General features: G+C 44.8%; 23 protein-coding genes. 10 read left to right on the forward strand and 13 right to left on the reverse strand.

What is annotated here, in order from left to right:
* Window positions 1–352: 352 nt before the first annotated feature.
* On the reverse strand, window positions 353–1027 hold the full coding sequence (locus tag NDI34_RS23825; RefSeq protein ID WP_348234036.1) for an HAD-IA family hydrolase: 675 nt from the start codon (window positions 1025–1027) through the stop codon (window positions 353–355).
* 229 nt (window positions 1028–1256) lie between these two features.
* Here NDI34_RS23825 and NDI34_RS23830 point away from each other — a divergent pair, with 229 nt between their 5' ends.
* Entirely contained in the window at window positions 1257–2312 is a 1056-nt protein-coding gene (locus tag NDI34_RS23830) for a saccharopine dehydrogenase NADP-binding domain-containing protein (RefSeq protein WP_348234037.1), read from the forward strand.
* Window positions 2313–2346: 34 nt separating this feature from the next.
* Here NDI34_RS23830 and NDI34_RS23835 read toward each other — a convergent pair whose 3' ends face one another.
* Together NDI34_RS23835 and NDI34_RS23840 are read right to left on the reverse strand one after the other, a co-directional pair.
* Window positions 2347–2868 carry a DUF937 domain-containing protein gene (locus NDI34_RS23835; protein WP_190535041.1) on the reverse strand — a complete coding sequence of 174 codons (522 nt, stop codon included), beginning with the start codon at window positions 2866–2868 and terminating at the stop codon, window positions 2347–2349.
* A 66-nt stretch (window positions 2869–2934) separates the two neighbouring features.
* Window positions 2935–4734: an ATP-binding protein gene (locus NDI34_RS23840; RefSeq protein WP_348234038.1), complete on the reverse strand. Its 1800-nt coding sequence runs from the start codon at window positions 4732–4734 to the stop codon at window positions 2935–2937.
* 220 nt (window positions 4735–4954) lie between these two features.
* Here NDI34_RS23840 and NDI34_RS23845 point away from each other — a divergent pair, with 220 nt between their 5' ends.
* Window positions 4955–6508 (forward strand): GTP-binding protein, encoded by a 1554-nt coding sequence (locus NDI34_RS23845; protein WP_348234039.1) that lies wholly within the window; start codon window positions 4955–4957, stop codon window positions 6506–6508.
* Window positions 6509–6709: 201 nt separating this feature from the next.
* Window positions 6710–6838: a hypothetical protein gene (locus NDI34_RS23850; protein ID WP_277877468.1), complete on the forward strand. Its 129-nt coding sequence runs from the start codon at window positions 6710–6712 to the stop codon at window positions 6836–6838.
* 422 nt (window positions 6839–7260) lie between these two features.
* On the opposite strand, the gene NDI34_RS23855 is transcribed toward NDI34_RS23850, so the two are convergent.
* The 4 genes from NDI34_RS23855 to NDI34_RS23870 all read right to left on the reverse strand — a co-directional run bounded on the left by NDI34_RS23855 (window position 7261) and on the right by NDI34_RS23870 (window position 9696).
* Window positions 7261–7818 carry a 2OG-Fe(II) oxygenase gene (locus tag NDI34_RS23855; RefSeq protein ID WP_348234040.1) on the reverse strand — a complete coding sequence of 186 codons (558 nt, stop codon included), beginning with the start codon at window positions 7816–7818 and terminating at the stop codon, window positions 7261–7263.
* A 79-nt stretch (window positions 7819–7897) separates the two neighbouring features.
* A complete protein-coding gene (locus tag NDI34_RS23860; RefSeq protein WP_348234041.1) occupies window positions 7898–8839 on the reverse strand; it encodes a putative 2-dehydropantoate 2-reductase in 942 nt (313 codons plus the stop codon).
* A 6-nt stretch (window positions 8840–8845) separates the two neighbouring features.
* Window positions 8846–9022: a hypothetical protein gene (locus NDI34_RS23865; protein ID WP_190673450.1), complete on the reverse strand. Its 177-nt coding sequence runs from the start codon at window positions 9020–9022 to the stop codon at window positions 8846–8848.
* Window positions 9023–9057: 35 nt separating this feature from the next.
* Window positions 9058–9696 carry a hypothetical protein gene (locus tag NDI34_RS23870; RefSeq protein WP_348234042.1) on the reverse strand — a complete coding sequence of 213 codons (639 nt, stop codon included), beginning with the start codon at window positions 9694–9696 and terminating at the stop codon, window positions 9058–9060.
* Between the two features lie 131 nt (window positions 9697–9827).
* Here NDI34_RS23870 and NDI34_RS23875 point away from each other — a divergent pair, with 131 nt between their 5' ends.
* Window positions 9828–10808 (forward strand): ABC transporter ATP-binding protein, encoded by a 981-nt coding sequence (locus NDI34_RS23875; RefSeq protein WP_348234043.1) that lies wholly within the window; start codon window positions 9828–9830, stop codon window positions 10806–10808.
* 174 nt (window positions 10809–10982) lie between these two features.
* The gene (locus tag NDI34_RS23880; protein WP_190410504.1) at window positions 10983–11399 is read left to right on the forward strand and encodes a fasciclin domain-containing protein; all 417 of its coding nucleotides are present in this window, start codon (window positions 10983–10985) and stop codon (window positions 11397–11399) included.
* A gap of 316 nt (window positions 11400–11715) precedes the next feature.
* On the opposite strand, the gene NDI34_RS23885 is transcribed toward NDI34_RS23880, so the two are convergent.
* Window positions 11716–13176: a glycoside hydrolase family 13 protein gene (locus tag NDI34_RS23885; RefSeq protein ID WP_190410505.1), complete on the reverse strand. Its 1461-nt coding sequence runs from the start codon at window positions 13174–13176 to the stop codon at window positions 11716–11718.
* Between the two features lie 141 nt (window positions 13177–13317).
* The gene (locus tag NDI34_RS23890) at window positions 13318–13713 is read right to left on the reverse strand and encodes a CU044_2847 family protein (protein WP_190431582.1); all 396 of its coding nucleotides are present in this window, start codon (window positions 13711–13713) and stop codon (window positions 13318–13320) included.
* A gap of 143 nt (window positions 13714–13856) precedes the next feature.
* On the opposite strand from NDI34_RS23890, the gene NDI34_RS23895 reads away from it, so the two are divergent.
* From NDI34_RS23895 to NDI34_RS23910, 4 genes are all read left to right on the forward strand, one after another.
* Window positions 13857–17456, forward strand: coding sequence for a caspase family protein (locus NDI34_RS23895; protein WP_190985944.1), 3600 nt, complete (start codon window positions 13857–13859; stop codon window positions 17454–17456).
* A gap of 107 nt (window positions 17457–17563) precedes the next feature.
* Window positions 17564–18025, forward strand: a complete 462-nt coding sequence (locus NDI34_RS23900) for a hypothetical protein (RefSeq protein WP_190985943.1) — start codon at window positions 17564–17566, stop codon at window positions 18023–18025.
* A 103-nt stretch (window positions 18026–18128) separates the two neighbouring features.
* Window positions 18129–18302: a hypothetical protein gene (locus NDI34_RS23905; RefSeq protein ID WP_190985942.1), complete on the forward strand. Its 174-nt coding sequence runs from the start codon at window positions 18129–18131 to the stop codon at window positions 18300–18302.
* A gap of 175 nt (window positions 18303–18477) precedes the next feature.
* On the forward strand, window positions 18478–18876 hold the full coding sequence (locus NDI34_RS23910; protein WP_190985941.1) for a response regulator transcription factor: 399 nt from the start codon (window positions 18478–18480) through the stop codon (window positions 18874–18876).
* A 75-nt stretch (window positions 18877–18951) separates the two neighbouring features.
* Here the strand turns inward: NDI34_RS23910 and NDI34_RS23915 are convergent, their stop codons facing one another.
* Together NDI34_RS23915 and NDI34_RS23920 are read right to left on the reverse strand one after the other, a co-directional pair.
* Window positions 18952–19134: a hypothetical protein gene (locus NDI34_RS23915; RefSeq protein ID WP_190410508.1), complete on the reverse strand. Its 183-nt coding sequence runs from the start codon at window positions 19132–19134 to the stop codon at window positions 18952–18954.
* A 42-nt stretch (window positions 19135–19176) separates the two neighbouring features.
* Complete coding sequence (locus NDI34_RS23920; RefSeq protein WP_190428356.1) at window positions 19177–19437, reverse strand: hypothetical protein; 261 nt, start codon at window positions 19435–19437, stop codon at window positions 19177–19179.
* Window positions 19438–19737: 300 nt separating this feature from the next.
* Here NDI34_RS23920 and NDI34_RS23925 point away from each other — a divergent pair, with 300 nt between their 5' ends.
* Window positions 19738–20283, forward strand: coding sequence for a DUF2854 domain-containing protein (locus NDI34_RS23925; protein ID WP_190410510.1), 546 nt, complete (start codon window positions 19738–19740; stop codon window positions 20281–20283).
* 25 nt (window positions 20284–20308) lie between these two features.
* Here the strand turns inward: NDI34_RS23925 and NDI34_RS23930 are convergent, their stop codons facing one another.
* Entirely contained in the window at window positions 20309–20566 is a 258-nt protein-coding gene (locus NDI34_RS23930; RefSeq protein ID WP_190410511.1) for a chlororespiratory reduction protein 7, read from the reverse strand.
* 149 nt (window positions 20567–20715) lie between these two features.
* Window positions 20716–20903 (reverse strand): transposase (locus NDI34_RS23935; protein ID WP_348233267.1); only part of this gene is annotated, 188 nt, incomplete at its 5' end.

Raw genomic sequence — 20903 nt, forward strand, 5'->3', positions numbered from 1 at the left:
CGGACAGCGATGTCTTTCCGTTTTATGGAGTGGGTGAACGCTAATCGAGATGTATTCTCAGCCTATAAAGCTGCTTTGGGTTTTATTTGGGCTTGAAATCTGTTTAAGTCCCGTTATTTACTACTTGCTTACTTCGGAAAGTGACAGAAGAGGGCTGAGTTGCGGAGGGCGGCTTTATCCCAATTTTAGGGGCAAATTAGGTCTCTGGCTATCAAACCTACCTCTACAAAAATCAAACTGTACATCCACAGAAATATAAATATCGCAATCCTAATTCATTCATAAAATCGGAGAGATCTCTTCTTACTCGTCCTCAGTGCTTTATAGCGAAGAGAGTGTAGCGTTAATAAATTCAATTAGGATCGGGATCGTTTTTTGCGGGAGAATCTAGCCACGTCCACAACTGCGGAGAGGTGAAATCAGGCACTGCAAAAATTGCTCCGCAGTCGCAGAGAACTTTGGGATCGTAGGTGGAGGCAATGCCAATTGTCGCAATGCCTGCGCCTACCGATGAACGAATGCCGGAGGGAGAGTCTTCAAAAGCGATCGCTTGTTCCGCTTTAATTCCAAAATAATCCAACGCCAGCTGATAGGGAGCCGGATCGGGCTTGCCTGCGATCGCTTCTTCTGCTAAAACAACGGTGGCGAAGGCATCTGCCAAATCCAAAGCTTCTAGCATGAAGTAGACATTTTTACGCGGTGCATTTGTGACAACTGCTCGTTGCAACTTTAATTCTTCTGTCCATGCCAAAATTTTAGAAAGTCCAGCCAGGGGTTTAAGTTCTGGTGATAATTCTCGGAAATAAGCTTCTTTCGCTTCAGCGAGTTGTTCGCCTTCTGATAAGGATAACTGAGGGAGAATATCTTGGATAATAACTGGATTAAGGCGTCCGCTAATCCGGTTTTGGTAAAAATTTTCGTCAATATCAATATCGTATTGTTTTAAAATATCCTGCCAAGATTTGTAATGGATTCGGTCAGTATTTACCAGAGTCCCATCCAAGTCAAATAAAATTGCAGCCAACATAGTTTCAGGGGCGAGACGATTGAATCAGTGCCATAGCTATCCTAGGGTGGGAAGCAAAGCTAAGCAAACATTCTGTCATCTTACCTGTACCTTTTGCCGTATTGAAGAAAACACTCCCAAGCGGACAATAGTAAGTATGCAGTCGCTCGACTGTTATACCCTTGATTGACAAAGCGGGATAAAAAGAGCGATCGCTTTCTATCTCTGCTGTGTCGTAACTTCTGTACTAATGTCCTCAAACTTTTTGTTATACGGTGCGAATGGCTATACCGGAACCCTGATTGCGCGATTGGCTGTGCGGCAAGGGTTACGCCCAATTCTGGCAGGACGCAATTCCGAAAAGTTGCAGCCGTTAGCGACATCGCTTGGTTTAGAACACCGCGCCTTTAGCTTAGAAAATGAGTCCGCTGTGGATGCGGCACTCCAGGATGTCACAGCCGTACTCCACTGTGCAGGGCCATTCTCCCGTACTTCTAAGCCAATGGTTGAAGGGTGCCTGCGGACAAAAACGCATTATCTGGATATTACCGGAGAAGTCGCAGTATTCGAGGCGATCGCTGCCAAAGATGCTGAGGCAACAAAAGCAGGCGTAATGCTGCTTCCCGGCGTCGGTTTTGATGTCGTTCCTTCTGACTGTCTCGCGGCTCATCTCAAGAGACAGCTGCCTTCAGCAACAAGTCTGGCGCTGGCTTTCACCGCCGGGCAGACATCGCGGGGAACTGCCACAACAATCGTGGAAGCTCAGAAGCAAGGAGGCTTAGTGCGGCGGGGTGGCGTTCTGACTCCGGTTCCGACTGCTTGGAAAACTCGAACCATCGACTTTGGAGAAGGCCCTGTTTTAGGCACCACGCTTCCTTGGGGAGATGTGTCTACCGCTTTCTACAGCACAGGGATTCCCAATATTGAAGTTTATATGGCAACCCCTCCCTCTACTTACTGGGCGCTAGTCGCAAGTAGATATTTGGGTTGGTTATTGGGGTCGCCACCCATGCAAAGCTTACAGAAACGTCTAATCCAAGCTCAACCACCAGGACCAACCGATGCACAGAGGCAACAGGGGAAAACTAGATTGTGGGGAGAGGTGTCAGATGATGGCGCAACTAAAGTATCCCGACTGCAATGTCCAGAAGGCTATACGCTCACAGCACTGACGGCGCTGGCTATTGTTACTAAGGTGCTTGCCGGACAGGTGAGTGTTGGTTTCCAGACGCCGTCTAAAGTCTATGGTGCCGATTTGATTTTGGAAATTGAGGGGGTTGAGCGGTTAGATATTAATAATGGGTAATGAGTAATGGGTATCCCATTACCCATTCCCTGCTTTATCTACCCAGATGGCGAGCTGCTAACTGCATCGCATCAGCAATATCAACATCGCCATCGCGGTCAGCATCTAAGAAAGTATTCAGAACTGGATTCGACCCGTGCGGATTTTGAGCGCTGGAGCCAGTTTTTAGAAGATTTAACACCAAGGGAACTAGAATCGGCAACATCTGTTGAATCATCGCCGGATTCAAGCCGGTTCTTTGAGCAATGACTTGCACGATTTGCGGCACTTGAGAAAAACCAAAAAGCGCATCAACAGCTTGAGGATTGGGAGAAGTGCCGCCATATTGATTAACAAGGGCTTGCGCTTGTTGGGGGCCTTCGGTAGCTTGCTTCTGTTGTAGAGCAGAGCGCACGTAGTTTCCTACAAGGGACATTGTAGATTGCACTGCTGACGGGTCGGCACCATAATTATTGCCTACCTGCTGCACGGTGCCAAAAATATTATCCATCTGTCCGGGAGTCGCTTCGCGATCTGGACTGTCTAAGGCATTGATAATTTGGTCAAAAAGTCCCATAACTCTTTCTAATCCGATAACTTGAACAAAATGTCTCACTTTTGGACTGTAGTTCGCCTCTAGCTATTAGCAGAGAATTTTAGTTGTTGATGTTGATGCGACACCGACTTGATGTTTGATCGGTAAAGCGATCGCTAACTCTGTCCCTTTACCAACTTCTGATTTGCAGCTAAAATTACCGCCATGTTTCTCTACGATAATCTGATGGCTGATTGATAGACCCAAGCCCGTACCAATGCCTCTCGGCTTCGTGGTAAAAAAGGCATCAAATATTTTCTCTTGATGTTCTGGTGAAATGCCAGAACCATTGTCAGCAATCCGCACCCCAACGGTATCCTTGTTTAGGCGTTCTGTAGAAATCACGATTTCTCCAGGCTCTTTTGCCTCTTCTAGAGCATCAATCGCATTGCTGAGTAAATTCATAAATACCTGATAAAGCAAGCCGGTGTAACCTTCAATAGCTGGGATATCGCCGTAGTTTTGAATAATATTGATATTATTTTTAATCCGATTGTTCAAAATCAGCAGGGTACTATCAAGACAGGCGTGCAAATCTACAGAATTCGGTTGTGGATCATCGAGGCGAGAGAAATCTTTTAAACTTAGAACAATTTGTCGAACTCGGTCAGAACCGACTTTCATCGATTGCAGAACTTTAGGCAGGTCTTGTTTAAGAAAATCGATATCAATTTCCTCTGCTTGAGTTTGAATCGTTTCAGGCGGATTGGGAATTTCAGCTTGATAAGTTTCTAGTAATGCGAGAAGTTCTTTAACGTAGTCACCAGCATAAGCCAAGTTGCCATAGATGAAGTTGACCGGATTATTGATTTCATGGGCGACTCCGGCAAGCATTCGCCCCAAGCTAGACATTTTCTCACTTTGAATTAGCCGCAACTCGCTGTCTGCTTTTTGTTCTTGCAAAAGATGCCCCACCTGGAGGATGAGCTGATTGAGGGAGGTTGCCAACATTCCCACTTCATCTTCAGTTGTAATCGGCACTTGCAAGCCAAAATTAGATTCTTGAGTTGCCCGCTGTGCTACATCAGTTGCAGCTTTCAGGGGACGGACGATGGCGCGAGAAGTGTAGATGGCTAAAAGGATAGCGATCGCAATTGACAATAAAATACTTGCAACAATAATTTTAAATCGGATTGTTTCCGCAGCAATCAAAGCCAGTTCTGCCTGCTTAACATCCTGGTAAGATCCCTGAATAACTCCAGTTAAGTCGTCTGAGAGACCATCAAAATTTAGCGCTACAGAACCATTCGTAAAATTTAAAAGTAGTTTTTGTGCTTCCTGAATTTTATCTGGCTTTAAATGAGACAGCTCAATTTGCTGTACTAATTCATCAACCTGATGAAAATAGATTTCTGGTACGTTTTCGTAAGTTTTTAGAAAACTGGGTATTCCATCAGCGTGTACATGAGCCGCTGCCTCGCGTTGATAAACGGCGCTGTTTGTATAAGATTTGATTTGAGACAATATCCGCTTAATTTCAGCAGTATGTTCCAGAAAATGAGAGTATTCGTCCCAAAACAATTCCGGATTTTCTGCTAGCGGAATCAATTGTTGTTGGTGCGTACGTGCCTGTAGTACGCCATTTTGCAAGCGATGGAGAAGGTTGAGTTCTTGGTTGCTATATTCATGCAACTTCGTAGCTCGTTGCTGATAGTAATCTCCAATCATAAATCCGGCAGCCGTTCCCAAAACGGCAATGCCTAGGGTTAGCCCATATCCATAACTAATTTTTTGGCTAACGCTGAAACGATCAGTGACCCGGCTGAGCCAGCCTGTGATACTGACTGGGTGAGGGAACGCACTGCCTAAGCGTATCTGAGGCTTCCTGACGTTTGGCTCAGAGATCATCGATCTATCCGGTGGAGGATAATTTTAAAAGCTAGTTTGTATTATAATTTACTGTTTTTTAAAATTACTCAGAAAGACGCTTTGTTTTAATTATCTAGCCGAGAAAAAATCACGGCAACAGGCTCTACTTTATTCGTGGAAGCATCTCTTGCCTGTTGCTGATAGCAGACAATGATAGGGAGATTAAGATTAGAAGCATCTCCTTACCACAATCCCGTTCATGCCCCTGTCGCGCTTATTAACGCTGATCGTTGGCCTCAGTGTAATTCTGGGGCTGATGCTGTGGCTGATTAATTCTCTCTATCGGCTGTATATTCAGATTTCTTTTACGGCACCTTTACTGGGAAATCTGCTGCTTTTGTTGCTGATTGTCCTACTGGGGGTGCTAATCGGTGGATTTATCTACTATGTGATGATTCTTCAGGGGACTGCAAAAGGTTCGCAGCAACGCCGCAGATTGCCGAAAGTCCCGGAAGCGAAGACAGAGGCGGCTTCAGAAACCCTCAAAGCAGTGCGGCAGCAAGTGGCACAGATTCAGGATGAGGTGTCGCGGCAGGCATTACTTGAGCGATCGCGCGAAATTGAAGCAAATTTGGCGCGTGGGGAACTGTTAGTCGTCGTATTTGGCACGGGTTCTGCTGGCAAGACTTCTCTGGTGAACGCCCTGATTGGGCGCATGGTAGGACGGGTAGACGCGCCAATGGGAACGACGGAGGTAGGGGAAACTTACGTTCTCAAGTTGAAAGGATTAAATCGGCAAATTTTGATTACCGATACGCCCGGAATTTTAGAAGCAGGGGTAGCAGGAACCCAGCGAGAACAACTAGCACGGCAATTGGCAACTGAAGCAGATTTGTTGTTATTTGTCGTAGATAATGACTTGCGGCAGTCAGAATATAACCCGCTGCGAACCTTGGCAGAGATTGGTAAGCGATCGCTGCTGATTCTCAACAAAACCGATCTTTATACAGACACCGATAAAGAAACGATTCTGGCGCGTCTGCGGGAACGAGTACGGGGATTTATCGCCACTGCGGATGTGGTTGCGATCGCTGCGAATCCCCAGCTTGCCGAATTGGAGAGTGGCGAAACCTTCCAACCCGAACCCGATGTGATGCCGTTAATTCGCCGCATGGCAGTGGTTCTCAGAGCCGAAGGGGAAGACTTAGTGGCTGACAACATCCTACTGCAATCTCAGAGACTGGGAGACGAAGCTCGACGCCTGCTGGATGCTCAGCGCAGACGCCAAGCGGAGAAGGTGGTAGAACGTTTTCAGTGGATTGGGGCGGGTGTCATCACCGTGACACCCCTGCCAGTAGTGGATTTGCTAGCAACCGCCGCTGTAAATGCCCAAATGGTTGTAGAAATTGGCAGAATTTACGGTTGCGAGCTGAATATGGATCGAGGGCGCGAATTAGCGCTTTCTTTAGGGAAAACTCTTGCGAGTTTGGGAATTGTCCAAGGAGCAATTGAGTTGCTTTCTAGAGTCCTCCAACTGAGTGTCGCCGCCTATCCTATTGGTAAGGTGATTCAAGGCGTTACCGCCGCTTATTTGACTCGAATTGCTGGGAAGAGTTTTATTGAATACTTCCGTCACGATCAAGATTGGGGCGATGGCGGAATCACAGAAGTTGTGCAGCGACAGTTTCAGCTAAATCGCCGGGATGAGTTTATCAAGACATTTGTGCAAGAAGCGATCGCGCGAGTCGTCAAACCTTTAGCAGAAGCGAAAGAACCGCAAGAGGAACGCCAATCAGATCCGCCTCAACAATAGTAGCGTTTGCGAAGCGATATTCCTTCATTGGTAACACCCAGAAATATACCAGTTCTGGGTTACAGATTAAGGGTGCGCTTGCAAATTCTCTTGATCTACAAATAAATTTTATCTGCCAACCTGAAATTTATCCGGATATAGCAATTCTTGAGTTGATTAATAAGGTTAACAAGACAGCTTGCTTAACTTGGAGAAATTTCTATGGAATTAACGATTGCCGCAATTGCCTTCACCTGGATATTTTTCGCCTTTAGCGGAAGAACCTTATCCGACAAAAAAGGATCTGACAAAAAACCCGAATATATCGCCAAAATCTACAAAAATGACTAAAGAAAGAGAAGCTCACTTTTTCACTTTCTTTCATGGCTCATAAAATGACGATTTTTCAGATGCTCAACAAATTTTAAATTGCTGTTTTAAATTCATCGTCATAGCAATTGGAGAATGGGGACACAAAACTTCCCAATCTCCTTTTTTATTTATTATCCTCTAAGCTAAACAATGCAACTCCCAGCAGCTCCCTGCTGGGTAAAGTAAAGATAGGCAATAGGCAACTTTTTTTAATTGTTATTCTGAGCGGAATCCAGTACAGGGTTAGCGAAGACGATGACATAAAAAGTTGTACACGGGATATAAATAAACGGGGAAAACAGCCGTTTGACCTTAGAATTATTTATCAGGGAAATAAAGAATAATTAAATGAAATTTTGTAGAGCGATCGCCATTTTTTAAAAGTCAACTTCCCCCGATTTTTATTGGCTCGCATACGTGTACATCACGTCTGAACGCAGTACATACTTTCGACCTTGGATTACGGGTGCGCCTTCATGTTTTATTTCGTGGATAAAGAACAGCGCCATACCGATTTGAGGAACTATAGAGACGTTGGGTGAAAAAAACAGAGTTTCGCCTCCCTCAAAGTCTTCGCTCAGATAAATCATAAAAGTTAAACGGCTATGGTCGCCGTTTGTTCGCCAATAACTACCATCGTGATGTGGTGCGAAGCGCTGACCCGGATCGTATCGGTAGAACCGCAAGCGCTCATTAAGTCCCATTGCACACCAGTTACCGATTCTGGGGACATAAGTTTCCACACGATGCCATAAATTTGCCGCAAGTTCTCCATCATCCAAAATCACCCGATCGTTATTTCGGATTGATGGAGCCATTATGTATTCATCCTGTCCTACGGTGAGACCAGCCGGAGTATAGCCTATGTTTTCGGTTAAGGCGATATACTCGGCACACTCTGCTTTTGATAGAACGTTGGGGACGGTAAAAATCGGATTTTCTAAAGGCGCTTTTTTCATGACTAATTATTATTTAAGGTTTTTTTTCAGGGTGTCAGGTATATTTAAGTCATGAAAAATCGGATGCCAAAAGAACATACTATTTGTGGCGATTTCTAGCATCCAAGAATTTTAGCTGCTGGTAAAGCATCGCAATTTTTGGCAAATCAACACCTGCTGCTTGTGCAGTTCGTAGGGGATTACCGAACATGGTTTCCACCTCTAGAGGACGCCCTTCGTCATAGTCGATTTTCATACTGGTGCGGTACGGCTTCATCTTTGCCGTGTGATCGAGCATCTTTTCGACAAAGCTATCAGGAATCTTCCGACCAAAAGCAGATGCACCTACCAGCACTTCACTCATTAACTGCTCGACTAATAATCGCGTGTGAAGATCGCTCATCAGCTCATCTGTTGTGGCGTCAAGAACCACAGAAAGCCCGTTGTATGGGATATTCCACACCAATTTCTGCCAACGAGCAAACAGCAAGTCTTCAGCAAGTTGGATAGGGATGTCAGCACTTTCAAAGTCACCCGCAATCTGACGCATTCGCTCGGTAATCCCGGCGGGTTGATAATCGGGGGTATATTCGCCGAGTGTAATCGCTTTATAGTCTAGATGGCGGATGTGTCCTGGTCCCACTTTATTAGAGCAGAGAAAGCACAAGCCTCCCATTACTCGTTCCGAACCAACAATTTTGGCGACTTTCTCTTCAACGCCTAGACCATTTTGCAGTACCAAGACGACGCCACCTTCCTTGATCGCAAATGGCAGCATTTCTGGTAGCAGGTGGTTTTGCGTCGTTTTCAGCGCCACAACCACCACATCGCAAGGTGGCATTTTGTTAGCGTCAGGGTAGGCGTTAACGTGGGGGAGGGTAAAATCGCCGTCTGGGGACTCAATGACTAAACCCTGTTGCCAGACTTGTTCGTAATCACTGTGCAACAGGAAGTGGACATTCAGCCCCGCTCGTTGTAGTTTAGCTCCGTAGTAGCCCCCCAGAGCTCCTGTTCCGAGGATGGCGTAACTCCGATTAGACATTGCTCTCTATAAAAGCTGAATCGCGGATATTTGGGCAACTTGCACGACTGGCGGCAATTGACTTGTGGGCGCGGGTATCATTTCACCCCGGAAGTCTAGTAACTGAACCAGCAGCAGATAGGCGATCGCTAGAATTATAGAAATTGCCCCAGTGATAATTGCAACTATTTTGGATCTATCCATTCGTTTCTCTTCTGTTGAAAACTCCTAAATCCAGTCTAAGTGAATAGAAGTTCAGAACTGTATTTGCGCCAGATAGACTTTAAGCCTGCTTCTCGCAGCATGGCTTTTGCTGTTTCTCGCCCGTAAATCTGCGTTAATAATCCTGGTAGGCAAGTTACATCAGCACTCTTACCTTGGCTATACCAGTATTTCCAATAATCTAGGAATCCATACACCTGGCGATCGAGGTCTGGTATAAGCCGACAAATTTCTTCCATAAACTCGTGCGTACCAGCCAGTAAACCGTGATGCTCGTGAGACATCATCACTCCCCATTTTCCTTGAGGCGAGTAGAGAACATTCTCCGAAGTCAAAGCATTGTTAAACACTTTGCCATCGGCTGCTATGTAAGCTGAAATCTCACAAAAAGGGATATACCAGTGATTGGGGTGTTCGGGTTGTTCTTTGTTACGCCATAGATTTGAGAGGTAACAACCAGTGTCTCCCACACGGGAAGCAGCCGCAACTACAGCATCTAGGAGCGGTGGCTCTATGCCGTAGAAATACTCGTAGATTATCCTTCGCGCTGGGACATCCGGTGCAAAACGCTGGTTAAACGGGTCGTCGTTCAGAAAAACCAGACGCAGAGAGGATTCTGCCGATTCTCGAAACTCGGCTTCAGTTAAGATAAGCATCCGCCCAGTTTATCCCTAAGAAATAGAACAGATATAGGACTCATATCATCTATCATTCCAAACTGATACGAAAGTCCGCAAAATAGGGAATCAATAATATTGTAGAGAATGCGATCGCTTGCCGAACTAATATGAATTCTGTTGAAGATAAGTCAGGGGAACCGATTACCGTTTACCGTCAATCGGTAGTACAGACTTTTGAACTGCGAAAGGTTTATCGCACCGGATTTTGGCTAAATCAAAAAATTGAATCTCTCAAAAGCTGCACGCTGTCAGTGTTTGAGGGGGAAACGTTTGGGCTGCTAGGACCAAATGGGGCTGGGAAAACGACGCTGTTAAAGACGCTTTTGGGAATAGTACGCCCTACGGGTGGACGAGGGGTACTTCTGGGAAAACCTTTGGGCGATCGCGAGGTGAAACAACGCATCGGTTATTTACCGGAAAACGCCTATTTCTATGACTTTCTCACCGGCTGGGAGTTTTTGCAATTTACGGCTGGATTATTTCAAATCCCGAAATCAGTGCAGCGTCAACGCATTCCCCAACTACTGGAATTAGTTGGATTGGCTCAATCCGCTGCCCGTAAAAAGCAGATGCGTCAGTATTCTAAAGGGATGCTGCAACGGGTAGGCATGGCTCAAGCGCTGATTAACGATCCAGAACTGGTATTTTTGGATGAGCCGATGTCGGGTCTTGACCCAATGGGGCGTTACCAGATGCGAGAGATTATTTTATCCCTCAAAAAGCAGGGAAAAACCATTTTCTTTAATAGCCATATTTTGGCGGAAGTGGAGCAGATATGCGATCGCGTCGCTATCCTCGCCCAAGGCGATCTGATTTGCGTCGGCTCCCTCGATGAACTTCTAGGTACCGCCGAATCCTACCATGTCAGAGGCAAAGGCGGGAACTTGGAGGTTCTCAAACGCTGGATACCCGATTTGGCATTTGAGCATAATGGTTGGCATGGACACTTACAAGGCGAACCCCAAGAGTTTCTGGCTAGTCTCCGGCTGATGGATGCCCATCTGGCAACAATGAACCTATCCCGTCCTTCTCTGGAAGACTTTTTTATTCAGCAGCTACAACAACGTGGCATTCGTTCCAGTAGTTGAGTTGTGTAAGGGGTTGAGGGATCTGATGCGTGGCTGCACGCTAGCGAAATGAAGTGAAATGGGTAGGGGTGCTAACCTATTAGCGATCGCGCCTTCAATACTTTTGAAGGATGCACTGCAAGTCTTATAGCGAGTATCTCTAAACAGGACACTCACTTAAAATCATCAAAACGCATGGCTGACCTTTTAGAAACTGCCACTAATGAAGGATCTTTCAAAACTCTGGTTAATGCTCTTGAGGCTGCTGGTCTGTTTGAGATTCTCAAGAGTCCAGGACCCTATACTGTCTTTGCTCCAACCGACGAAGCATTTGCCAAAATTCCAGAGGATACACTGGCTTCTTGGATGGACAACATCCCCAAGCTGAAGCAAATTTTAATGTATCACGTCCTGTTTGGGGATGTTAGAACTGATAACTTCGTCGAGATAGATTCCGCTGAGACAGTTGAGGGCGGCATTCTGGGGATTGATAGCACCGACGACGGTTTTAAAGTGAATGATGCGAAGGTGCTAAAAACAGATATCCTTACCGATAACGGCGTCATCCATGTCATTGATTCAGTACTTACACCGACGATAATGTCTAAATAGGCACTAATTTCTGCTGCTAACTTCTGTCTTCAGACAGAATTTATTGACCAAAAACTGGGTAATGGTAAGACAAAAGCAAATTTGGAGTTAGTGCAATCTAAACGACATCGTAAAAATTTAAAATTCGATTTGCTGACATAAAAAAGGAGGCACCTTTGCAAAGGTGCCTCCTTCTGATTTGGGCGATCGCCAAGGAATGTGGATTAAATAATTGGTCAAATTCACATTCTGTAAGGGCATAGCACAAACACGCCCCTACCCAGACAATTAGAGGTTAATCAATCCACCCTTCTTCGCAAACATTCGCGAAATTCGTTTAACCCAGGATGCATCCACTACGCGCTGGCAAATGCAAGGACAGATGGTTGGATTCTCCCTCACCGCTCCATGACACCTCGGCAGTGCCATACAATTGCTGATTAGGCTTGGATTGTAGCCCCGTCACCTCAAAACTCACATGATCTGCCGGTGCCGTCCCCACGTTAATGGCAACAATCAGTTCCTCATCTCCCAATTTCCGAGCAAAGACGTAAACTGTTCCTTCCGCAAACAGAACGTGATAGGAACCTGTACGCAAGGCTGGATATTGGTGACGCAGGGCGATTAGTTGCTTGTGATAATCTAAAACATCACGTTCCCAGTGAGCTTCCATCGGAAAACCTCGACGCGAATCCGGATCGAGTTTTCCCGGTAATCCCACTTCATCACCATAGTAGATGCTGGGCGCGCCTGGATAAGTCAATAGCAGCAATGTTGCTAGTTGAACACTCTCCTTATCACCGCCTGCAATAGAAATCAGTCGCGCCGTATCGTGGCTAGCTAGCAAATTCAACTGAGTCAGTTGAATATCCCACGGATAAAAATCCAACAATTGCTGGATTTTTTCGGCATACTCTGGTGCAAAGAGGGGCGGGTAGGGATGGTAAGAGCGATCTTTCACTTGCTCAATGTCTACGCGATCGCCTGCGGCAAAAGCAATCGTCGGCGCAGCAAAGAGATAGTTCATTACCCCGTCAAACTGAGTCCCATCCAGCCACTCGCGGGAATCTCCCCAGACTTCCCCCACGATATAAGCTTCTGGGTTAATGGCTTTTACGCGATCGCGAAATTCTTGCCAAAATCCTTGAGCCTTAATCTCAAAGGGCACATCCAAGCGCCAGCCATCGATGCCGAATTTAATCCAATATTCGGCAATCTCCATAATATATTCCCGCACTTCCGGATTTTCATGGTTGAACACTGGCAGCGCCCGATTTCCGTCCCAGCCCTCATAATTCGCCGGAAAATCGCCGTTATACGCCGATAAAGGCCAGCCTTCAATCTTGAACCAATCCACCCAAGGCGAATGGGGGCCATTTTCCAGAACATCGTGGAAAAAGAAAAAGCCCCGACTAGAGTGATTAAACACCCCATCCAGTACAACTTTGATATCCCGTTCGTGAGCAGCTTCCAGCAACTCCCGAAAAGCGCCATTCCCCCCCAACATCGGATCGACTTGGTAATAGTCGTGGGTGTGATAGCGGTGATTGCTAGCCGATTGAAAAATGGGGGTAAAGTAAATCGCATTAATCCCTACATCCTGCAAGTAATCCAGCTGTTCCATCACCCCCCACAAATCACCGCCCTTGTACCCTTGAAGCGTCGGTATTTCGTGCCAATCTTCCCATCGGGTATCCTTCAAAAGCCGCTTGTGAGAATGCTTCGTTTTAGCAAAGCGATCCGGAAAAATCTGGTAAAAAACCGCGTGCTTAACCCAATCCGGTGTCTGTATCTGCATGAATAACTCCCTCTCCACAACCAACACGGTACAAAGGCTGGCAGCTTTCGGGTTCTACCCTCTGGGTGAAACTCAGGGATGATTTAGCCTAGATTGCGAGTTTTGAGGAAAAGTGGGGTGTTTGTTTTCAGTTGTTGTGCTTTAGGATACTGAATTTGGCGGCGGCGAACCCGGTTTTGATTTATCGGGAAACTTACACTTGACTTCGATTTCTAAGTTGCTCTCAGCCTTCCCTTCAGTAATGTAAGGGATACCTGCTGAACCACCCAGTTTCATGCCAAATTTCAGTGTCACTTCCTCAATCTCAGCGGCACCGAAGTCTTTAAAAGCACTGATGGCATAAGTTGCGTAGCCCCGAATCATTTGCCGCGCTTGCTGCATTTTGATGACAGCGTCTTCTCGGAAGCCCATTGATTGGTTGGGATCGTAATCTTCTGGTGCTGTTGCAGGAGGCATGATGGGACTAGATTTTGTCTCAACATATATTTCGTATTTTTGACCATCCTCTTCTATAAGCAGACGTTGCACTTCTGACATGGGCTGCCTCTTTGTAAGTTTTCGTGTGTTTTTTGTAAAGTTAGAGCCAGTTTCGATCTTGCTAAGCTATCCTGGTGTCTCAATTAACATCGTCCTTGAGGGTGCCTGTCAACTAATTCAATATTTTGAAACCAGGTTGCTAAATGGCTCGATACGCCCTTGTTATTGGAATTTCTGAATATCAAAGCTCAAACTTATCACGCCTTCCCAAGACAGTCACTGATGCGGAGGCTGTAGGACAGATACTCAAGCAATACGGCGATTTCCAGATTGTTAAACGACTGCCTGAGCGTTGGAATCAACAGCAGAATGACTATGAAATCGGGACAAAGGCGGTAACTGGCACCGAACTGGGGCAAGCTTTAAGAACGTTTCTGCTGGAACAGGCATATAGAAGCGATGCGCTCATCTACTTCAGCGGACACGGGATTACAGTATCAGATAATTTAGGGCAAACTAAAGGGTATTTAGCAACTTCGGATTGCGTGCTGGAGACGGATGGGAAGCGTATTGTCGGGCAACAACATGGAATTGCCTTAGATAGTCTCAATGAGCTGATTCGAGCTGCCGAACTCAGTAGTTTAGTTTTGCTTCTAGATTGCTGTCATGGTGGCTATTTTCTGGAACGCCAGCTAGTAGAACAAACGCTTACAGCTTTTAGCTCCCAAAAAGATTACTACATAATTACAGCCTGTAGAACCTTCGAGCAAGCGTGGGCGATGCACGACGAAAAGCACGATGTCTTTACGGGAGCAGTTCTCGATGGGTTGGCGTTAGAGAATGCTGGAAAAGATGGAAGTGTCAGTGGCGATCGCTTGTTCGATCACATCAGCAGACAGCTCAAAGGTAAAAGGCAGGAACCAATCCGCATGGGTTGGGGTAAGTCAATTACGGTAGTGAATTATCCGCTAAATGAAAACACTCTATCTGCTAGTGTTACTTTTAATCGAGAGAATCCATATCAGGGACTACAAGCTTTTGAACTAGGGAAAGAAAAATATTTTTTCGGGCGCGAACTAGCTATCCGCGCACTGCTAGAAAGACTCAATAATGCTAGATTTCTTTCGGTTATTGGTCGATCTGGTTGTGGCAAGTCCTCTTTAGTGAAGGCGGGTTTGTTACCGGAACTGCAAAGCGATCGCCTTCCCGGTAGCAGTCAGTGGGAAATTGAGATTTTTACTCCTGGCATTGATCCTCTAGGAAAACTAACAGAGATCCTGACTAGACGACATCAAGAAAATAAGCCGTTTGTCCTATTTATCGACCAATTTGAAGAGGTATTTACCCTCTGCAATGATGAAGCAAAGCGACAATCTTTCATGCGGTTGATGGCGGATGAAGCAACGGCTTCCGACCGAATCACCAGAGTGATTGTCGCAATTCGGGGAGATTTCCTCGACCGATGCGCTGCCTATCCAGAGGCGGTAAATTTAATTAATCGCACTCAACCGACAACTTATGTCGTTGAGCTACTGTCTTGCTCAGAAATTGTGGAGACAATTGAAAAACCCGCAGAGCTTCATGGCGTCGGTTTTGAGCCTGGGTTAGTGTCGCAAATTGCAGAAGATGTGGAAAATCAACCAGGTGCATTACCCCTGTTGCAATATGCGCTTTCTGAGTTGTGGCGAAAATTCTGCGAACAGGATTCCCCCTCTGGACAACCGCTTTTGGCTTGGAAAGACTATGAGGAGATTGGCGGAGTCAAAGGCGCGTTGGATAACCGAGCGACTATTCTATACCGGAGTTTTATTCCAGAGAATCAAGCTTTTGTGCGCCGCCTGTTCATGAAATTGGTGAAGTTAGGCGATGATAATGAGATAACGCGCCGCCGTGCCACTGGGGATGAAGTGAGAACGATCGCAGATTCCCCCGAACAACTGAAACAAGTAGTACGACTGCTAGCAGATCAACAGCAACGCCTGATCATTACCGATGAAAACACTATAGAAGTTGCCCATGAAGCCCTATTATCGGAGTGGAAGTTACTACGGAGTTGGATTGAAGAAGACCGCGACAATATTCGCCTCAATCAAAGTCTAGAGGATGACTGCCGCGAATGGCTTGAAAGGTTTCAAAAATCCGATAACGCGCTGCTAACAGGTGCGCGTCTGGCAGCAATTGAAGAGTGGATGAATAATACTCAAACTCAACTTCCTCCCCTAGAAGCGGAGTTTTTGAAGAAGAGCGTGGAGAGACGCGATCGCGAACTCCAAGAAAAAATAGAAGCAGCAAAACGTGAAGCCGAAGCTGAAGCTAGAGCCGAAGCCGAAAAGGCTAAGGCAGCCGAAGCTGAAGCTAAAGCAGAAGCGGCAAAAGCCAAGGCAGCCGAAACTATAGCTTTAGCTGACATAGAAAAATCGCTGGCAGCAAAAGATAAAGCTGAAGCCGAAGCTAGAGCGGCTGACGCTAGAGCTAAAGTTCAAAAACAACGAACTAGGTTTGCGATCACAGGCGGAATCCTTGCAGCCTTCACCCTTGGATTTGGACTACTGGCACAACAACTCGAAGCACAGAAGAAACAACGCGAAGCGATCGCTGTTGGAGCTTTAATTTCACAATCAGAGCAACTTTTCACTAATGGAAATCAACTTGAAGCACTGATATCAAGTGTACAAGCAATTCACCAATTGAAACAAATGAATCAAGGAGATACTGACTCACTAAATCGACTTAAAATAGTGGTTGATAGCGTACAGGAACGCAATCGAATAGAAGGACATACAATGGCTGTTAACGGTGTAAGTTTCAGCCCTAAAGAGGAAATTATTGCTTCTGCAAGTTCAGATAAAACGGTAAAACTTTGGAAAGCAGATGGTACTCAAATAAAAACCCATAATTCCATGAAACACGATAATGAAGTTTGGATGGTAAACTTTAGTCCTAGTGGCAAATATATCGCCTCAGCCAGCGCTGATAAAACAATAAAAGTTTGGAAGAAAGATGGCACTTTAATTACTACACTTAAAGGTCATAGTAGTGATGTAAATTTTGTAGCTTTTAGTTATAAAGATAAATCGCTTGTTTCCGCTAGTAGTGATAAAAGTGTAAGAATTTGGGAGTTAGATTTTCAATCACCAAAATTAGTGACTAAAAAACCAAAAATCCTTACAAACCATAAGTTTATAGTGCGAACAGCAGATTTCAGCCCTGACGGTCAGCTTATTGCCTCTGCAAGTGATGATGGGACGATCAATATTTGGAAAGTAGATGGCACGTTATTAACGACTTTCGTAGGACATAAATTTTCAGTAAGGTACGCAAGTTTTGGCTATGATAATAAAAGCCTTGTCTCAGTTAGTGATGATAATACGATAAGAATTTGGAGATGGACAACAAATCCTAAAAATTGGAGTGTAAAGATTTTAACAAATAAAAGTAATAGAGGATTTACGGTTAAGTACAGTCCTAATGGAAAAATAATTGCTGCTACAAGTGCTGATGGAACAATCCAATTGTGGAATGCAGATACCGGAGATTTACTAATTCCTCTCAAACGACACAAAGATGTAGTTTATGATTTAAGCTTTAGTTTTGACAGTAAAGTAATTGTTAGTGCTAGCCGTGATACAACTATAAGAACATGGAATTTGAATCATTGGGATAGTAGCTCGACAGCAGATAGTTCCGTTCTAATAACACAAAGCTGTAACAAAATTTTCGAGTATTTAAGAACCAACTCTAATGCTAAAAATAAATATAAAGACATTTATAAGTTGTGTGGTAAAACAAAAAATCTAAGATAGATATTAATTGCTAAACCGAAATTTAAACCTTAAAATATATTAAGAATTTAACTTTATAATAAATTAAGTTTTATAGTTGACGTAGCATTAAAGTAGAGAATTTGTTTATGGACGCTTTAGAATTATCTTTGGAAATTCTTAAATTGGCTAAACCTAATGAAAATAATGAGTCTTTTAATAATTTAGGTAATAGTGAAAAAACTAGCCAGATAGTTGCTTCTTTCCAAGATATTTACAAAAAAGTTTCAGGAATGGAGATTCAGGCAAATCCTGGAGGAGGTACTGGAGGTAGTGGAGGAAAAGGCAAAGCAACTTTAGAAATCTTGAAGATGGTTGCAGCTAATAATAGCTTTAATAATCTAGATTTTTCAGAAAGAAGTAAAAAAATAATTGAATCTTTTCAGGAAATCTACACACAAATCTCAGAAGTAGCGCTCGAAGCCAATTCTCTGCCACTAGATAAATTTGACGAGCCAAGTAACCTTGGGGATGTGACTGTTGACGCGTCACCAGGTAATCCTGGAGGTGGGACTGGAGGTACTGGTGGCAAGAAAAAGAAACATAGCTAAAATTTAAAATCCCAGGAAATAAGCAACGTTGCAGTTAGCAAGTAAGTAATGACTGAGCAGTATTCTTGTAAATAAGTGCATTAAGACAAGAAATTGCTAGATATTGCGATCGCACTCTCTACCCAATCAAGAGCGCGATCGCTCTTTTAGTCTATCCCTCTGGGTGGAGAGGACAGCCCGAAAAGATATTGATATCCTTGGAAGTGAATGGCTGAAACTCAAGAGCGATCGCGCTAAAAAGACAAAAGCGAAACGAGCGGCTGTTCAATTGGTTTAAACATATAAAAACTAAACTTTCAGATTTCTTTATAAATATTTAAACTTTAGAAAATTATCTACTTTAGTTTGGAGGTAAAATGAGTATTTCTTGCAGTAGTTCGCTCGGATGGTAGAGGGACATTTGTATCCTATGCCCCTAAACTAGAACCGTCAGATGATATAGTTATCCTCTTATGTTGTCCTGTCAGCACCCCCTTCTTCGTGTTCTTGTTGTTGATGACCACGAGCTAACTCGTTTTAGCCTGAAATTAGCATTCCAGAGTCAGGCAAACATCGAGTTAGTTGGATTGGCTACTAACGGTCAAGAAGCCGTTGAGATGGTCGAGCGTCACCACCCTGATGTGATTATTCTCGATCTACAAATGCCAGTTTTAGACGGTTTGAGCGCATCTACCCAGATCAAGCACATCGATCCGCACGCTCAGATTATTGCCTATTCCTCAGTCGAAGACCCGCAGATTGAGGTGATGAGCCAAACTGCCAGAATTGATGCTTTCTGTAAAAAAGACACCGCTACTCAAGAGCTGATTGCTCTAGTCAAGCAGCTTGGGCAGCGGGCAGTCAGTCATTAGAAAGGGGCGCAAGTAGCGATCGGTGTCCTTGCCGTAGCCTCTTGGCTAGAGTTCAGCTCGGCAAGGCGTTAGTTTCTAGTTGGCATCTGCCTCTGGGAAGGTGCGCCGAAATTCATCAATCAGGTCATCAATTTCTTCGAGTGCCTGATTAACATCAATTCGTAGAGTTCCCAGGTTTGGTTCCTCCAGAAGCCTTACCAGTGACTCACGCTTGAGTTCAATCTGGCTAATCCATTGCTTGAGTGTTTGTGGGTCCATTGTTTGCTTCCTCTGTCGATTATTTATTTACAATAATTAATCCTAGCGAAGGAAAGGAGGACGTTTCGGATCGGTAGGCTTATTTTTAATCACTTCAGAAATAAACCGCTTCAGCGCCTTCTCTCGATTTTTCATAAAAGCCGACCAAAATCCTGGTTGAAACTCATCCATTGTTTTGGCTAAAGCCCAAACATCTACAGCCAAGATGTTATAAAGCGTTTCATCTTCCTGCTTCAGCGTTTTGAGTTGATCCAGGATGGCTTTACTCTTTTTTGTAGCCCCGGAATTGTCTTCTTGAATCATTTTATTATCTCGGTTATGAATTGATGGCGGCGGACAACAGCGACTTATTTTGATAATAGGGGTTCCTTTTGTAAACGCCCTGAGTTATGAATTACCGTTGGTTGATGGGCTACTTTACAGACTCTGCACTCATTCGTCAAGGGCTATCAAATTAGCGAGACTTCTTCAGCTTTGGGCTTCCCAATCGCTATCCAAAGCAAAGCACGTAGTTTTAACAAAAATTTCACCCATACTAGAGATGTTACCCAGTGCCAAGGATAATAAAGCTGAAGAGATTGTCAATTGGGTATCTTAATTAAAATGTTACGTCAAACTTCTTTGGGAACGTTGGGTTTAAGTGTCGGTGGCGTTTTATTTCTGGCGGGACTGGTTGCTTACGTTACCGACAACCCAACGCTGAATCTAGCCGGATTCTTCTATGGGGTTCCTCTGTTGCTGGGAGGGCTTGCCCTCAAAGCCTCAGAACTTACGCCTGTACCGTTCACCAAACCTACTTCCAAGGACATACTGGCACTCCGAGAACAGCAAGCAACTGCAACTCAAAACCAAATTCGTCTAGATGTCACCCGCTATCGCTACGGTCAAGATGCTCATCTCGATAGCTCTTTGAGCAGCTTGGGGCTGAGTCCAACCGATGAAGAAAGACCTGTGCTAACAGGATTACACGAAACTGCGATCGATGGGGCTTACGCTTTGGTGTTGGAATTTGAGTCGCCGCTCTTCCCTCTAGAGGTTTGGCAACAGAAGCGGGAGAAAATAGAAGGGTTTTTTGGCCCTGGTGTGCGCGTAACCGTGACTCAACCAGCTGAACAACGTGTTGATGTAGCGCTAATTGCTACACCCTAAACGTAGGGGCGGAGGAACTCCGCTCTTATTTTTCTAAACGCACGACATACCACTGTAAAAATTGTCCTGGCCCCATATCTAATTCGCAGGACGTTTCTAGCAGGTATTCAGCTTGAGCTTCTACTGAAGGAAATTTTTGCAAATCTGGCGGTAGGTTATCTTGACGAGTTGCCAAAATTGCCTTCAGTTTTTCTAACATTTCTGCGGGAGTGAGGAATTGCTCTGGTTGGTTGGGTTCCAGAACAACGAAGGCATCTTGTCGATACATCAAGGAATCTGGCATTTTAAGTTTTTTCCCAAAGAAGGCATCTTGCACAAGTGTATCGTCCTTGACGATAGCTAAAAAGATGACATTGTCCAATTAGGAGATGGTTTTTTCTAGAGGCAACTTACTGAGGGATTGTCTCTAAAATATAGCAATCGCCAAGGTAATTAGGACGACAAGCATAAGACATGCTCGATTGCATCTCGCAAACAATTAAACTGGTCGAGTTGTTTGCGGATGCAGCTCTTGAGCCAAGACCAGCAGTTCTCAATTTTGTTGAGGTCGGGGGAGTAAGGTGGTAAATACCAAAGTTGAGCACCAGCCGCTCGAATCAACTGCTCAATCCGCCCGCCCT

Source organism: Trichocoleus sp. DQ-U1, from assembly GCF_039961925.1.
Classification (GTDB): domain Bacteria; phylum Cyanobacteriota; class Cyanobacteriia; order Cyanobacteriales; family FACHB-T130; genus FACHB-T130.